The 13,772-nt window shown below is 72.8% G+C and carries 13 protein-coding genes and 1 riboswitch; of the genes, 8 read left to right on the top strand and 5 right to left on the bottom strand.

Translation table 11 applies throughout. The features are described from left to right. Nucleotides 1-46: 46 nt before the first annotated feature. Nucleotides 47-1,267 carry an NAD(P)/FAD-dependent oxidoreductase gene (locus ACZ51S_RS21160; protein WP_468961676.1) on the bottom strand — a complete coding sequence of 407 codons (1,221 nt, stop codon included), beginning with the start codon at nucleotides 1,265-1,267 and terminating at the stop codon, nucleotides 47-49. Between the two features lie 114 nt (nucleotides 1,268-1,381). Next, a riboswitch (TPP riboswitch) is annotated at nucleotides 1,382-1,494 on the top strand. Here ACZ51S_RS21160 and thiO point away from each other — a divergent pair. From thiO to ACZ51S_RS21130, 6 genes are all read left to right on the top strand, one after another. Next, a complete protein-coding gene (gene thiO / locus ACZ51S_RS21155; RefSeq protein ID WP_468802168.1) occupies nucleotides 1,492-2,673 on the top strand; it encodes a glycine oxidase ThiO in 1,182 nt (393 codons plus the stop codon). It overlaps the preceding riboswitch by 3 nt. Continuing rightward, on the top strand, nucleotides 2,670-2,870 hold the full coding sequence (thiS, locus tag ACZ51S_RS21150; RefSeq protein WP_401252701.1) for a sulfur carrier protein ThiS: 201 nt from the start codon (nucleotides 2,670-2,672) through the stop codon (nucleotides 2,868-2,870). The genes thiO and thiS overlap by 4 nt, the downstream gene beginning before the upstream one ends. Nucleotides 2,871-2,875: 5 nt before the next feature. Further along, the gene (locus ACZ51S_RS21145; protein ID WP_468961675.1) at nucleotides 2,876-3,670 is read left to right on the top strand and encodes a thiazole synthase; all 795 of its coding nucleotides are present in this window, start codon (nucleotides 2,876-2,878) and stop codon (nucleotides 3,668-3,670) included. A 198-nt stretch (nucleotides 3,671-3,868) separates the two neighbouring features. After that, entirely contained in the window at nucleotides 3,869-5,776 is a 1,908-nt protein-coding gene (pknB, locus tag ACZ51S_RS21140) for a Stk1 family PASTA domain-containing Ser/Thr kinase (protein ID WP_468961673.1), read from the top strand. A 10-nt stretch (nucleotides 5,777-5,786) separates the two neighbouring features. After that, nucleotides 5,787-6,644 carry a deoxyribonuclease IV gene (locus ACZ51S_RS21135; RefSeq protein WP_468961671.1) on the top strand — a complete coding sequence of 286 codons (858 nt, stop codon included), beginning with the start codon at nucleotides 5,787-5,789 and terminating at the stop codon, nucleotides 6,642-6,644. A 102-nt stretch (nucleotides 6,645-6,746) separates the two neighbouring features. Beyond that, nucleotides 6,747-7,298 (top strand): DUF4396 domain-containing protein, encoded by a 552-nt coding sequence (locus ACZ51S_RS21130; RefSeq protein ID WP_468961670.1) that lies wholly within the window; start codon nucleotides 6,747-6,749, stop codon nucleotides 7,296-7,298. 37 nt (nucleotides 7,299-7,335) lie between these two features. On the opposite strand, the gene ACZ51S_RS21125 is transcribed toward ACZ51S_RS21130, so the two are convergent. Continuing rightward, complete coding sequence (locus ACZ51S_RS21125; protein WP_388935544.1) at nucleotides 7,336-7,968, bottom strand: sulfite oxidase-like oxidoreductase; 633 nt, start codon at nucleotides 7,966-7,968, stop codon at nucleotides 7,336-7,338. 171 nt (nucleotides 7,969-8,139) lie between these two features. On the opposite strand from ACZ51S_RS21125, the gene bfr reads away from it, so the two are divergent. Continuing rightward, entirely contained in the window at nucleotides 8,140-8,616 is a 477-nt protein-coding gene (gene bfr / locus ACZ51S_RS21120; protein ID WP_388935547.1) for a bacterioferritin, read from the top strand. Between the two features lie 25 nt (nucleotides 8,617-8,641). Here bfr and ACZ51S_RS21115 read toward each other — a convergent pair whose 3' ends face one another. Further along, nucleotides 8,642-8,908 carry a (2Fe-2S)-binding protein gene (locus ACZ51S_RS21115; RefSeq protein ID WP_388935550.1) on the bottom strand — a complete coding sequence of 89 codons (267 nt, stop codon included), beginning with the start codon at nucleotides 8,906-8,908 and terminating at the stop codon, nucleotides 8,642-8,644. 160 nt (nucleotides 8,909-9,068) lie between these two features. Further along, the gene (locus ACZ51S_RS21110; RefSeq protein ID WP_388935552.1) at nucleotides 9,069-10,433 is read right to left on the bottom strand and encodes a class II 3-deoxy-7-phosphoheptulonate synthase; all 1,365 of its coding nucleotides are present in this window, start codon (nucleotides 10,431-10,433) and stop codon (nucleotides 9,069-9,071) included. A 323-nt stretch (nucleotides 10,434-10,756) separates the two neighbouring features. Here ACZ51S_RS21110 and ACZ51S_RS21105 point away from each other — a divergent pair, with 323 nt between their 5' ends. Next, complete coding sequence (locus tag ACZ51S_RS21105; RefSeq protein WP_468802173.1) at nucleotides 10,757-12,757, top strand: anthranilate synthase family protein; 2,001 nt, start codon at nucleotides 10,757-10,759, stop codon at nucleotides 12,755-12,757. On the opposite strand, the gene ACZ51S_RS21100 is transcribed toward ACZ51S_RS21105, so the two are convergent. Further along, nucleotides 12,706-13,716: a 2-hydroxyacid dehydrogenase gene (locus tag ACZ51S_RS21100; RefSeq protein WP_468479720.1), complete on the bottom strand. Its 1,011-nt coding sequence runs from the start codon at nucleotides 13,714-13,716 to the stop codon at nucleotides 12,706-12,708. The genes ACZ51S_RS21105 and ACZ51S_RS21100 overlap by 52 nt on opposite strands. Nucleotides 13,717-13,772: the final 56 nt, after the last annotated feature.

The following is a 13,772-nucleotide window of genomic DNA, read 5'->3' as shown; positions in this document are numbered from 1 at the left end:
CGCCGGATCGGGGCCCGGCGGGCGGCCCGGCAGGGCCCCGGAGCCGTCAGACCAGGGCCGATTTCAGCGGAACGGCCGGGTCCGCGACCTTGGACGGGTCCACGGGCGCGGCGGTCTCGATCAGCTTGCGGCCCTGCGCCAGGTCCCGGGGGCGGCCCACGGCCAGGACGGCCACCAGCGTGCCCCCGCGCAGCCAGCACACGGACCAGGCGGGGCCGGCCGGGTCCCCGCGCCACAGCAGGGTGTCGGCGTCGCCGTGGTGGCCGGCGTACTGGACGAAGCGGCCGAACTGCTCGGACCAGAAGTACGGCACGGGGTCGTACGCCTGGACGGGCTCCGCCGCGAGGATGTTCGCCGCGACGGCCCGGGGTCCCTGGAGGGCGTTGTCCCAGTGGTGGACCAGCAGCCGCCGCCCGTAGCGGGCCGACGGGAAGGAGGAGCAGTCGCCGACGGCGTACACGCCGGGGACGGAGGTGCGCAGGTACGCGTCCGCGGTGACGGATCCGTCGGAGCCGAGCTCGACCCCGGTGCCGGCGAGCCAGTCGGTGGCGGGCCGGGCGCCGATGCCGACGACCACCGCCCCGGCGGGCAGCTCGCGGCCGTCGGCCAGCAGGACCCGGCCCTCCTCGATCCCCGCGACCTTCGCTCCGGTGATCAGGCCGGCACCGGCCTCGGCGTACCAGCGGCCCATCGGCTCGGCGACCTCGGCGGGCAGGGCTCCCGCCAGCACCCGGCCGGCGGCCTCGACCACGGTGACGGCGCAGCCGGCCTCGCGGGCCGCGGTGGCGAACTCGGCGCCGATCCAGCCCGCCCCGACCACCACGGTCGCGGGCGCCGCGGCCAGCACCGGGCGCAGCCGGGCGGCGTCGTCGAGGGTGCGCAGCAGGTGGACGCCGGGGACGCCCTCGGTGCCGGGCAGGGTCAGCGGGCGGGCGCCGCAGGCCAGCACGAGGACCTCGTACGGGACCGGGCCGGCCTCGGTGTCGACCTCGCGGACCTCCGACCGCAGCCCGGTGACCTCGGTGCCGAGGCGCAGGCCGATGCGCAGATCCTCGAAGTCGATCTCGAACGCGGAGTCCTCGGCCTTGCCGAGGAGCACCGCCTTGGAGAGCGGGGGGCGGTCGTAGGGCTGGTGGGGTTCGGCGCCCAGCAGGGTCACGGGGCCCTCGTAGCCCTGTTCGCGCAGGGCCACGGCGGTCTGCACGCCGGCCATTCCGGCACCCACGATCACGACGCCGGGGTTCGTCTGTTCCGTCTGCTCACTCACGCGGCCCAGCCTAGTGAACTGACGGGCCATCAGGAACACGGGGAGGAGGACCGGCGGGCGGACGCCGGGGAGGCAGCCTTACCCGGCTCCGGCCGCGGGGTTTAGTCTGGCCACCGTACCTATCGCGGGAGTCCGGGCGTACCGGGCTGAGAGGGAGGCTGGCCGGCCTCCGACCGTACGAACCTGATCCGGGTCATGCCGGCGAAGGGAGGGGCTGGACGCCCATGCACTCATCTCGGAAGGGATCCGCCGGGGGATCCGACGTCCTCGTCATCGGGGGCGGCATCATCGGCCTGGTCACGGCCTGGCGGGCGGCCCGGCGCGGACTGCGCACCGCGCTGGCCGACCCGGACCCCGGCGGCGGCGCCGCCCGGGTCGCCGCCGGCATGCTGGCCGCCGTCACCGAGCTGCACTACGGCGAGGAGACCCTGCTCGGGCTCAACCTCGCCTCCGCCGCCCGCTACCCGCAGTTCGCCGCCGAGCTCACCGAAGCCAGCGGCGGCATGGACCTCGGCTACCGGGCCTGCGGCACCCTCGCCGTCGCCCTCGACGCCGACGACCGCCTCCACCTGCGGGAGCTGCACGCCCTCCAGCGCCGCTGCGGCCTGGAGTCGGAGTGGCTCACCGGCCGCGAGTGCCGCCGCCTGGAACCGATGCTCGCCCCCGGCGTACGCGGCGGGCTGCGCGTCGACGGGGACCACCAGGTCGACCCCCGCCGGCTCGCCGCCGCCCTGCTGGCCGCCTGCGGGCGGGCCGGCGTCGCCATCCACCGGGCCCGCGCGGAACGGCTGCTCGTCACCGCCGACCGGGCCGCCGGAGCACTGCTCGACGACGGTACGGAGCTGCGCGCCGGCCAGGTGGTGCTCGCCGCGGGCTCGCTCAGCGGCCGGCTGGCCGGCGTACCGGCCGAGGCGCGCCCGCCCGTACGGCCGGTGAAGGGGCAGGTGCTGCGGCTGGCCGTACCGTCCGCGTACGCCCCGTTCCTGTCCCGGACGGTACGGGCCGTCGTACGCGGCAGCCACGTCTACCTGGTGCCGCGCGAGAACGGCGAACTCGTCATCGGGGCCACCAGCGAGGAACTCGGCTGGGACACCACGGTGACCGCGGGCGGGGTGTACGAGCTGCTGCGCGACGCCCACGAGCTGGTGCCCGGCATCACCGAGCTCCCGCTGGTCGAGACCCGGGCGGGGCTGCGCCCCGGCTCCCCCGACAACGCGCCGCTGCTCGGCCCGACCGACCTGCCCGGCCTGCACCTGGCCACCGGGCACTACCGCAACGGGGTGCTGCTGACCCCGCTGACCGGCGACGTGATGGAGGAACTGCTGACCACCGGCTCCGTGCCGGAGATCGCCCGGCCCTTCAGCCCGCGCCGCTTCTCCTCCACGCGTCAGGAGTCCCTCGTATGACCATCTCCGTCAACGGCGAGCCGCGCGAGGTCGCGGCCGGCACCACCCTCGACGCGGTGGTCGCCACCCTCACCACGGCCCCCTCGGGCGTGGCCGCCGCGCTCAACGAGACCGTCGTCCCGCGCGGGCAGTGGCGGGCGACGCCGGTGGACGAGGGCGACCGGATCGAGATCCTCACCGCGGTCCAGGGAGGCTGACCACCATGGCTGACGACGTCTTCACCCTGGGCGGCCGGACCTTCTCCTCCCGGCTGGTCATGGGCACGGGCGGGGCCCCGAGCCTGGACGTCCTGGAACGCGCCCTGGTCGCCTCCGGCACCGAGCTGACCACCGTGGCCATGCGCCGCCTCGACCCCACCGTGCAGGGCTCGGTGCTCTCCGTGCTGAACCGGCTGGGCATCGCCGTCCTGCCCAACACGGCGGGCTGCTTCACCGCCGGCGAGGCCGTGCTCACGGCCCGGCTGGCGCGGGAGGCACTGGGGACGGACTGGATCAAGCTGGAGGTCGTCGCGGACGAGCGCACCCTGCTGCCCGACGGCGTCGAGCTGCTGGACGCCGCCGAGGTCCTGGTCGACGAGGGCTTCACGGTCCTCCCGTACACCAACGACGACCCGGTCCTCGCGCGGAAGCTGGAGGACGCGGGCTGCGCGGCGATCATGCCGCTGGGCTCCCCGATCGGCTCGGGCATGGGCATCCGCAACCCGCACAACTTCGAGCTGATCGTCGAGCGCGCCGGGGTCCCGGTGATCCTCGACGCGGGCGCGGGAACCGCCTCCGACGCGGCCCTGGCGATGGAGCTGGGCTGCGCTGGGGTGATGCTCGCCTCGGCGGTGACGCGTGCGCAGCAGCCGGTCCTGATGGCGGCGGCGATGCGCGACGCCGTCTCGGCGGGCCGCCTGGCCCACCGCGCGGGCCGCATCCCCCAACGCCGCTTCGCCGAGGCCTCGTCCCCGGTGGAGGGCCGCGCGGCCCTGGACCCGGAGCGGCCGGCGTTCTGAGGGCGGGCGGGGGTACGGGGCTTGCGGCGCGGGCCCGCCATCCCCCCTCGCCCTCCCGGGGCGGGTCGGTGTTCGCCCACCCGCCCCCTTGTCTGCGGGCCGGTGGCGTGCCCGAACCGCGGGCCCCCCATGTCACGGCTGCGCTGCAAGCGTGGACACCCCGGCCGGGGGTGTCCGGGGCCCTCGTAGAATCGCCGGGTGGATACGACCCTGGATGACCCCCTCGTCGGGCGCGTGCTCGACGGCCGCTACCGCGTAGACGCCCGCATCGCGGCCGGTGGCATGGCAACGGTCTACCGGGCCGTCGACACCCGCCTCGACCGGGTCCTCGCGCTCAAGATCATGCACCCGGACCTCGCCGCCGACGCCGTCTTCGTCGACCGCTTCATCCGCGAGGCGAAGTCCGTGGCGCGCCTCGCCCACCCCAACGTCGTCGCCGTCTTCGACCAGGGCACGGACGGGCCGTACACCTACCTGGCCATGGAGTACGTCTCCGGCTGCACCCTGCGCGACGTCCTGCGCGAGCGCGGCGCGCTCCAGCCGCGGGCCGCGCTCGACATCCTGGAACCGGTCCTCGCCGCCCTCGGCACCGCCCACCGGGCCGGGTTCGTCCACCGGGACATGAAGCCCGAGAACGTGCTGATCGGCGACGACGGCAGCGTCAAGGTCGCCGACTTCGGCCTGGTCCGCTCCGTGGACTCGGCCACCAACACCACCGGCTCGATCCTCGGCACCGTCTCCTACCTCGCGCCCGAGCAGATCGAGGACGGGGTCACCGACACCCGCGTCGACGTCTACGCCTGCGGTGTCGTCCTGTACGAGATGCTCACCGGCTCCAAGCCGCACACCGGCGGCACCGCCGCCCAGGTCCTCTACCAGCACCTCAACGAGGACGTCCCGGCCCCGTCCGCCGCCGTTCCCGGCCTGCCCGCCGCGCTCGACGAGCTGGTCGCGCACGCCGCCGCCCGCAGCGCCGAGCTGCGCCCGTACGACGCCGCCGCCCTGCTCGGCCTGGCCCGGGAGGCCCGGGCGCGGCTCAGCGAGGCCGAGCTGGACGCCGTACCGCCGCAGGCGCGGGCACAGGAGCGGTCCGCCGCCGAGGACCGCACCAGCGTGATCCCGCGGCCGGTGGAGCAGAGCCGGCCGGTGCACCACACCTCCCGCCTGGAGCGCCCGCCGGCTCCGGGGCGGGCTCCGGCCGCCCCGCCCCGGCGGGCGCCCCGGCGCGGGATCTTCCTCGTCATCGCCGGGATCCTGCTCGCCCTCGGCATCGGCGGCGGCGTCTGGTACATCAACTCCGGCCAGTTCACCAAGGTCCCGAACCTCCTCGGCAAGACGGAGGCGCAGGCCCGGGCGGAGCTCTCCGCGGCCGGCCTGGGGGTCAAGAAGGTCGACCGGAAGTTCAGCGAGGCCTTCGACCGGGGCACGGTCATGGAGACCAGTCCCGGCGGCGGCAAGCAGATCCGCGGCAACGACGCGGTCGTCATCGTCGTCTCGCGGGGCCCCGAGGTGGTCAGCGTGCCCGACCTCAAGGGCAGGCCGCTGGAGGCGGCCAAGGAGGAGCTGACGAAGGCGGGGCTGGCCCCCGGCATCGTCACCCAGGCCTTCAGCCAGGACGTCGCCCAGGGCTCGGTGATCAGCACCGACCCGGCGGGCGGCCAGAAGCGGGCCCCCGACACCGCGGTCGCGCTGCTGGTCAGCAAGGGCCGCCCCGTGCCGGTCCCGAGCGTCACCGGCAAGCCCGTCGACCAGGCCAGGGCCGCGCTGGAGGCGCTCGGCCTGAAGGTGGAGACGGCCGCCGACCAGGTCAACTCCCCCTCCCCCGCCGGGACGGTGGCCAACCAGTCGGCCGCCGCCGGCACCCAGGCCGCCGCGGGCGACACGGTCACCCTGACCCTGTCCAAGGGCCCCCGCCAGGTCCAGGTCCCGAGCGTCACCGGCCAGGACGTGGACGTCGCCCGCAAGACCCTGGAGGCCCTGGGCTTCAAGGTGAAGGTGGAGCGCCCCTTCCTGTCCTTCAGCAGCACGGTGGACACCCAGTCGGTGCCCGCCGGCCAGAGCGCCCCCGAGGGCAGCACGATCACCGTCAAGACCAAGGGGCTCTGAGCCGTCAGTGATGCGCAATCCCGTGGGCGGGCACGTCCCCGTCGCCGGCGGGCTGGCTTCGGTCGGCCTCGCCTACGCCCGGGAGATGGGTGCCGAGGCCGTCCAGGTCTTCGTCGCCAATCCCCGCGGCTGGGCCACCCCGACCGGGAACCCGGCGCAGGACGAGCTGTTCCGCGTCCAGTGCGCCGAGGAGTCGGTCCCGGCGTACGTGCACGCCCCGTACCTGATCAACTTCGGCTCCCACACCGCGGCGACCGTCGAGAAGTCGGTGGATTCCCTGCGGCACTCGCTGCGCCGGGCCCGGGAGATCGGCGCGCTCGGGGTGGTCGTGCACACCGGCTCGGCGACCGGGGACCGGCCGCGCGAGGCCGCGTACGCGCAGGTCAGGGAGCACATGCTGCCGCTGCTGGACGAGCTGACGCACGAGGACGACCCCTTCCTGCTGCTGGAGTCCACGGCCGGGCAGGGCTCCTCCCTGTGCTCGCGCACCTGGGACTTCGGCCCGTACTTCGACGCCCTCGACCACCACCCGAAGCTCGGCATCTGCCTGGACACCTGCCACATCTTCGCGGCCGGGCACGACCTGGCGGAGCCCGGCGGCACGAAGCAGACGCTGGACCTGCTGGTGGAGACGGTGGGCGCGGGCCGGCTGAAGCTGATCCACGCCAACGACTCCAAGGAGGGCGTCGGCGCCCACAAGGACCGGCACGCCAACATCGGCCAGGGCCACATCGGCCGGGACGCCTTCGCCGAGCTGTTCTCGCACCCGGAGACGGACGGCGTACCGCTGATCATCGAGACGCCGGGCGGCAAAGAGGGACACGCGGCCGACGTGGCGCTGCTGAAGGAGCTCCGCGACCTGCACTGACACGCTGAAGATCTGTTGAGGAAATACCCCCTAGGGGTATACGGTTCTGTCATATCGACGGGACCGTCACCGGCGTTTTCCTCAAGCCTTCAGGGGGTTGTCATGGAGCACGCACACCACGAGGACCACGATCACCAGCACGAACACCAGGGCCACGAGCACCACGGCCCGGAGCACGAGGGCCACCCCGCGCACCAGGGTCACACCGGCGGCGGTGGGGCCGGCTGGGGCATGGCGGCCCGGGCCACCCTGCACTGCCTGACCGGATGCGCCATCGGCGAGGTACTCGGAATGGTCATCGGCACCGGACTGGGCTGGGGGAACGTCCCCACCATGGCCCTGGCGATCGCCCTGGCCTTCTTCTTCGGCTACGCGCTCACCCTGCGCGGGATCCTCGCCGCCGGCGTGGACCTGCGTACGGCCATCCGGGTGGCGCTGGCCGCGGACACCCTGTCGATCGCCGTCATGGAGCTGACCGACAACGGGGTGATCGCACTGTGGCCGGGCGCCATGGACGCCCACCCCTCGGACCCGTTCTTCTGGACGGTGCTGGGGCTCTCGCTCGTCATCGCCTTCGTCCTGACCACCCCGGTCAACAAGTGGATGATCGGCCGCGGCAAGGGCCACGCGGTGGTCCACCGGTACCACCATTGACCCGCCCGACTACAGCTACAGCTACAGCTACAGCCCGCTACAGCTCCGGACCGTCGCCCGGTTCCTCCTGGTACGAGTAGCGCTGCTCGCGCCAGGGGTCGCCGATGTTGTGGTACCCGCGCTCCTCCCAGAAACCCCGGCGGTCGGCGGTCATGTACTCCACGCCCCGGACCCACTTGGGGCCCTTCCAGGCGTACAGGTGCGGGACCACGAGCCGCAGCGGGAAACCGTGCTCGGCCGTCAGCAGTTCACCGCCCATGTGGGTGGCGAAGACGGTCCGGTCGGAGGCGAAGTCGGCCAGCCTCATGTTGGAGCTGAAGCCGTACTCGGCCCACACCATCACGTGTGTGACCTGCGGGGCCGGCGGGGCCAGGGCCAGTACGGTCCGCGCCAGCACACCGCCCCATTCGGCGCCCGGCATGCTGAACTTGGTGACGCAGTGCAGGTCGGCCACGACCGATTCGAACGGCAGGGCCGCGAACTCCTCGTGCTTCCAGCAGTGCTTCTCACCGTCGGCGGTCGCGCCGAAGACGCGGAACTCCCAGCGGTCCGGCTTGAACTTGGGCACGGGACCGTAGTGGGTGACGGGCCAACCCCGCTGCAACCGCTGCCCCGGAGGCAGCTCCAGCTGCTCTGCTCCCGGAGATTCCCGGCTTTCCGGCTGACCCATGCCTCCATGGTGACAGACGTGGCGGTGTGGTCACGACCAGGTACGACCCGATTCAGGCAAGTCCAGGCAACTCCCACTAAGGAGGCACTTACTGGACGCCTCAGGACGGCAGTGCAAGGATGCGCGCACTGCCCAGTCACTAGCTGACATTGCTTGGAAGGAGCCTCTGCGATGCAGGGCGACCCCGAGGTCCTCGAATTCCTCAACGAGCAGCTGACCGGCGAGCTCACGGCCATCAACCAGTACTGGCTGCATTACCGCATCCAGGACAACAAGGGATGGACGAAGCTCGCCAAGTACACGCGTGAAGAGTCCATCGATGAGATGAAGCACGCGGACAAGATCACCGAGCGCATCCTGATGCTCGACGGCCTGCCGAACTACCAGCGCCTCTTCCACGTGCGCGTCGGACAGACGATCACGGAGATGTTCCAGGCGGACCGGCAGGTGGAGGTCGAGGCGATCGACCGCCTCAAGCGCGGCATCGAGGTCATGCGCGGGAAGGGCGACATCACGTCCGCCCGCCTCTTCGAGGAGATCCTGGCGGACGAGGAGCACCACATCGACTACCTCGACACCCAGCTGGAACTCATCGAGTCCCTCGGCGAGGCGCTGTACATCGCCCAGCTCATCGAGCAGCCGAGCTGACGTCCCCGGGACGGCCCGGAAGGCCTCAGGCGGCTTCGGCCAGCTCCGGCGCGGGCGCCGGTCCGGGGTCGGCGGCCAGGACGGCCGTGGCGTTGCCCTTCTCCAGCAGCTCCCGGCGGGGGCAGGCCCCGCGGCCGAGGATGCCCTGGATGGTGCGCACGCAGGAGCCGCAGTCGGTGCCGGCCTTGGTGGCCGAGGCGATCTGGCGGGGGGTGCAGGCCCCGGCAGCCGCGTGTTCCTTCACCTGCTTGTCGGTGATCCCGAAGCAAGAGCAGACGTACACGCGGTTCACCTCCCAGGTGCGGAACGGTACGGCAGGCCATCCCCAATTCGGTGAGGCTTACCTAACCGTACCCAAAGTTAGGGTGACCTAAAAGACCCGGGTACGAGGATGGGGCGCGGATCACATGGATCCGCGCCCCATCCTCGGAGGAAGCTACTTACTGATCGCGTTACTGGTCGCGGTACATCTCGGCCACCAGGAAGGCCAGGTCCAGGGACTGGCTCCGGTTGAGCCGCGGGTCACAGGCCGTCTCGTAGCGCTGGTGCAGGTCGTCGACGAAGATCTCGTCGCCGCCGCCCACGCACTCGGTGACGTCGTCACCGGTGAGCTCGACGTGGATGCCGCCCGGGTGGGTGCCCAGCGCCTTGTGGACCTCGAAGAAGCCCTTGACCTCGTCGAGCACGTCGTCGAAACGGCGCGTCTTGTGGCCGGAGGCCGCCTCGAAGGTGTTGCCGTGCATCGGGTCGGTGACCCAGGCGACGGTCGCACCGGACGCGGTGACCTTCTCGACCAGCTCGGGGAGCTTGTCGCGGACCTTGTCGGCGCCCATGCGGACGACGAAGGTCAGCCGGCCCGGCTCGCGCTCCGGGTCCAGGCGGTCGATGTACGTCAGCGCCTCGTCGACCGAGGTGGTCGGGCCGAGCTTGATGCCGATCGGGTTGGCGATCTGCGAGCAGAACTCGATGTGCGCGTGGTCCAGCTGGCGGGTGCGCTCACCGATCCACACCATGTGGCCGGAGGTGTCGTACAGCTTGCCCGTACGCGAGTCCGTGCGGGTCAGCGCGCCCTCGTAGTCCAGCAGCAGCGCCTCGTGCGAGGAGTAGAACTCCACCGCCTTGAACTCGGCCGGGTCGGTGCCACAGGCCTTCATGAAGTTCAGGGCGTTGTCGATCTCCCGCGCGAGCTGCTCGTAGCGCTGCCCGGAGGGGGAGGACTTCACGAAGTCCTGGTTCCAGGCGTGCACCTGGCGCAGGTCGGCGTAACCGCCGGTGGTGAAGGCGCGCACCAGGTTCAGCGTCGACGCCGACGCGTGGTACATGCGCTTGAGCCGCTCCGGGTCCGGGACGCGGGCCTCTTCGGTGAAGGCGAAGCCGTTGACGGAGTCGCCGCGGTAGGTCGGCAGGGTGACGCCGTCGCGGGTCTCGGTGTCCTTCGAGCGCGGCTTGGAGTACTGGCCCGCGATGCGGCCGACCTTCACGACGGGCACGGAGGCCGCGTACGTCAGGACGGCGCTCATCTGGAGCAGGGTCTTCAGCTTGGCGCGGATGTGGTCGGCGGAGACGGCGTCGAAGGCCTCGGCACAGTCGCCGCCCTGAAGCAGGAACGCCTCGCCCTTGGCGACGGCTCCCAGACGGGCGCGCAGCTGGTCGCACTCACCCGCGAAAACGAGCGGAGGATACGACTCGAGGTCCGCGACGACAGCGCGCAGGGCCTCGGCATCGGGGTACGAAGGCTGCTGCGCCGCGGGAAGGTCTCGCCAGGTCGCCTTGGCGGCGAGGGCGTGGTTTTCAGCGTTCACGGTCACCTCGTACACATTACGGCGTCGTTCGCCGTGTCCGGCCGGACGCCCACCTGGTGAGACGGTGTCGTTCGAAGGCCGTGGAGCCGGAGAAGAGCGGAATGCAAGGTTCATATGCCGGAAAAGACGGGATGCCGCGGGACGGCCGCCCCGTGGGCTAGGGTGCCTCCCATGTACGCGCATGCCAGCCCGAACTGGTGGTGGCCCGCCCCCGGCGGCCCGCCCCTCTCGCGTACCCACTGACACGAGCGAAAACGCAGGCCGCCCCCGGAGGGCGGCCTTTTCCATGTGCGGACACGGCCGTCCTTCCCTCCACAGCCCACCGGAAGGACGCCCCCATGACCCACTCCGCACCCCGGCCCGATCTCGACCTCCGCCGGCTCCTCGACGACGCGGCCCCGCCCTTCGCGCTGCTGCGCCGGCGCACCCCGGGCCGCCGCCACGACACCGTCGAGGTGCTCCTCGGCCCGGTCCACGAGGCCGCCCGCCTCGCCGACCTGCCCGTACGCGAGCTGCCCACCCTCGCGCTCGTGCCGTTCCGGCAGATCCGCGAGCGCGGGTTCGACGTACGCGACGACGGCACGCCGCTGGCCGTGCTGGCCGCCGAGGAGGCGTACGAGGTCCCGCTCGCCAGCGCGCTGGCCGCGCTCCCCGGCCACCCCGTACGGGTGAAGGACGGCGGCTTCGACGTCCCCGACGAGGAGTACGCGGCCACCGTCGAGCGGGTGATCCGCGAGGAGATCGGCCGCGGCGAGGGCGCGAACTTCGTGATCCGGCGCACCTACGGGGGCCGCGTCGACGGCTTCGGCCGGGCCGACGCGCTCGCCCTGTTCCGGCGGCTGCTGGAGGGCGAGCGGGGCGCGTACTGGACGTACGTCGTCCACACTCCGGACCGCACCCTGGTCGGGGCCAGCCCCGAGGCGCACGTACGGATGTCCGGGGGCACGGTCGTGATGAACCCGATCAGCGGCACCTACCGCTACCCGGAGTCGGGCCCCACCGCCGAGTCCCTCCTCGCCTTCCTCGCCGACCGCAAGGAGACCGAGGAGCTGTCGATGGTCGTCGACGAGGAACTGAAGATGATGTGCACGGTCGGCGACATGGGCGGAGCCGTCGTCGGCCCGCGCCTCAAGGAAATGTCCCACCTCGCGCACACCGAGTACGAGCTGCGCGGACGCTCCTCGCTGGACGTCCGGGAGGTCCTGCGGGAGACCATGTTCGCGGCGACGGTGACGGGCTCGCCCGTGCAGAACGCCTGCCGGGTGATCGAGCGGTACGAGAGCGGCGGCCGCGGCTACTACGCGGGCGCGCTGGCGCTGCTCGGCCTGGACGCGGCCGGCGGCCAGACCCTGGACTCCCCCATCCTGATCCGCACCGCCGACATCACCCCGGACGGGGTGCTGCGGGTACCGGTCGGGGCCACCCTGGTCCGGCACTCCGACCCGCTGGGCGAGGTGGCCGAGACCCACGCCAAGGCCGCCGGGGTGCTGGCGGCGCTGGGCGTACGGCCGGCCGCGCCCCGGCCCGCCTCCCGCGCCGGGGCGCCCGGACTGGCCGGTGACCCCCGGGTGCGGGCGGCCCTGGCCTCGCGGCGGGCGGACCTGGCGCCGTTCTGGCTCCGCATGCAGGAGCGGCCGGCCGCCACGGGCGGGCACGCCCTGGTGGTCGACGCGGAGGACACCTTCACCGCGATGCTGGCCCACGTCCTGAGAACGGGCGGCCCGCGGGCGGCCGGGCTGGAGGTGACCGTACGCCGCTACGACGATCCCGGGCTGCGGGCCCTCGCCCTGGCCTGGGACGGCCCGGTCGTCCTCGGCCCCGGCCCGGGGAACCCGGCGGACGGCGCCGACCCGAAGATGCGGATGCTGGGCGCGCTGGCGCGGGACCTGCTCACCTCCCACCGCGGCGGGCTGCTGGGGGTGTGCCTCGGGCACGAGCTGATCGCGGCGGAGCTGGGACTGCCGCTGGTGCGGAAGGCCGAGCCGGCGCAGGGCGCGCAGATGAGGGTCGACCTCTTCGGCACGCCGGAGACGGTGGGCTTCTACAACACGTACACCGCCGCGTGCGACGCCGGAGCGGAAGCGGAGCTCGCCGCGCACGGGGTGGAGGTCTCCCGCGACCCGCTCACCGGCGAGGTCCACGCCCTGCGCTGCGCGGACCGCGGCTTCGCGGGCGTCCAGTTCCACCCGGAATCCGTCCTCACCCTGCGCGGTGCGGAGCTGCTGTCCGGCCTGGTCCGCCTGGTGACGGGGGCCGCCCGGCCGGTGCGGCCCGGGGCGGGCGGGGGTCAGGCGGCGTCCGGGACCAGGGTGTTCTCGGAGCGGCGGCCCGCCAGGTAGTCCGCCACGTTCCGGACGGTCGTCGCGATGATCTGTCCGACCGCGTCCTCCGTGTAGTACGCCTGGTGGCTGGTCACCACCACGTTCGGGAAGGTGACCAGCCTGGCCAGGGTGTCGTCCGCGACGGCCTCCAGGGACCTGTCCGTGAAGAAGAGGCCGGCCTCCGCCTCGTACACGTCCAGGCCCACCCCCGTGAAGCGGCCCGCCCGCAGCTCCGCGACCAGGGCCTCGGTGTCGATCAGCCCGCCCCGGCTGGAGTTCACCAGCACCGCGTCGTCCCGCATCGCCTTCAGGGCGGCCGCGTCGACGATGTGGTGCGTGGAGTCCAGCAGCGGCACGTGCAGGCTGATCAGGTCGGCTTCCGCGAACAGCTCGCCCTTGTCCACGTACCTCATGCCCAGCTCCACGCAGGCCGGGTTCGGCACCAGGTCCCAGCCCAGCAGGTTCATCCCGAAGCCGTGGGCGATCCGGGTGAAGGCCTCGCCGATCCTGCCGGTGCCGAGGACGCCCGCCGTGCGGCCGTGCATGTCGCGGCCCATCAGCCCGTTCAGCCGGAAGTCGAAGTCCCGGGTGCGGTGGGAGGCGCGGACGATCCGCCGGTTCACCGCCATGGCCAGGGCCCAGGCGAACTCGGCCACCGAGTACGGCGAGTAGGAGGCGACCCTGCTGACGGTCAGCCCCAGCCGCCGTGCCTCGTCGAGGTCGACGTTGTTGAAGCCGGTGGAGCGCTGCGCGACCATCCGGGTGCCCCCGGCGGCCAGGATGCGCAGGACCCGGCCGCTCAGATCGCCGTTGACGCTGGAGGAGACGACCTCGTACCCGGCGGCGATGGGGGCGGTGTCCTCGCTGAGGAAGACGTCGAGGCAGCGGACCTCGTGCGGCTCCTCGGAGTGGTCCCGGAAGGCGCGTTCCAGGAGCGGTTCCTCGTCGGCGGTCACTCCGAAGGCCAGGATCTCCACGCTCGCTCCCCACAGGTCGGCCACGGGTCGTCCGTCACGATACGGCCGGCCCGTGG

The organism is Streptomyces sp. NPDC034043, assembly GCF_055575675.1.
The sequence above is the reverse complement of the archived record's forward strand: the minus strand, read 5'-3'. Positions and strand labels throughout refer to the sequence as shown.

What these genes read in the sequence shown, in the direction of transcription:
- ACZ51S_RS21145 (WP_468961675.1), top strand. Translation starts at nt 2,876, where the DNA reads ATGGCTGACGACGTCTTCACCCTGGGCGGCCGGACCTTCTCCTCCCGG.
- ACZ51S_RS21130 (WP_468961670.1), top strand. Translation starts at nt 6,747, where the DNA reads ATGGAGCACGCACACCACGAGGACCACGATCACCAGCACGAACACCAG.
- ACZ51S_RS21105 (WP_468802173.1), top strand. Translation starts at nt 10,757, where the DNA reads ATGACCCACTCCGCACCCCGGCCCGATCTCGACCTCCGCCGGCTCCTC.
- bfr (WP_388935547.1), top strand. Translation starts at nt 8,140, where the DNA reads ATGCAGGGCGACCCCGAGGTCCTCGAATTCCTCAACGAGCAGCTGACC.
- ACZ51S_RS21125 (WP_388935544.1), bottom strand. Translation starts at nt 7,968, where the DNA reads ATGGGTCAGCCGGAAAGCCGGGAATCTCCGGGAGCAGAGCAGCTGGAG.
- ACZ51S_RS21135 (WP_468961671.1), top strand. Translation starts at nt 5,787, where the DNA reads ATGCGCAATCCCGTGGGCGGGCACGTCCCCGTCGCCGGCGGGCTGGCT.
- thiO (WP_468802168.1), top strand. Translation starts at nt 1,492, where the DNA reads ATGCACTCATCTCGGAAGGGATCCGCCGGGGGATCCGACGTCCTCGTC.
- thiS (WP_401252701.1), top strand. Translation starts at nt 2,670, where the DNA reads ATGACCATCTCCGTCAACGGCGAGCCGCGCGAGGTCGCGGCCGGCACC.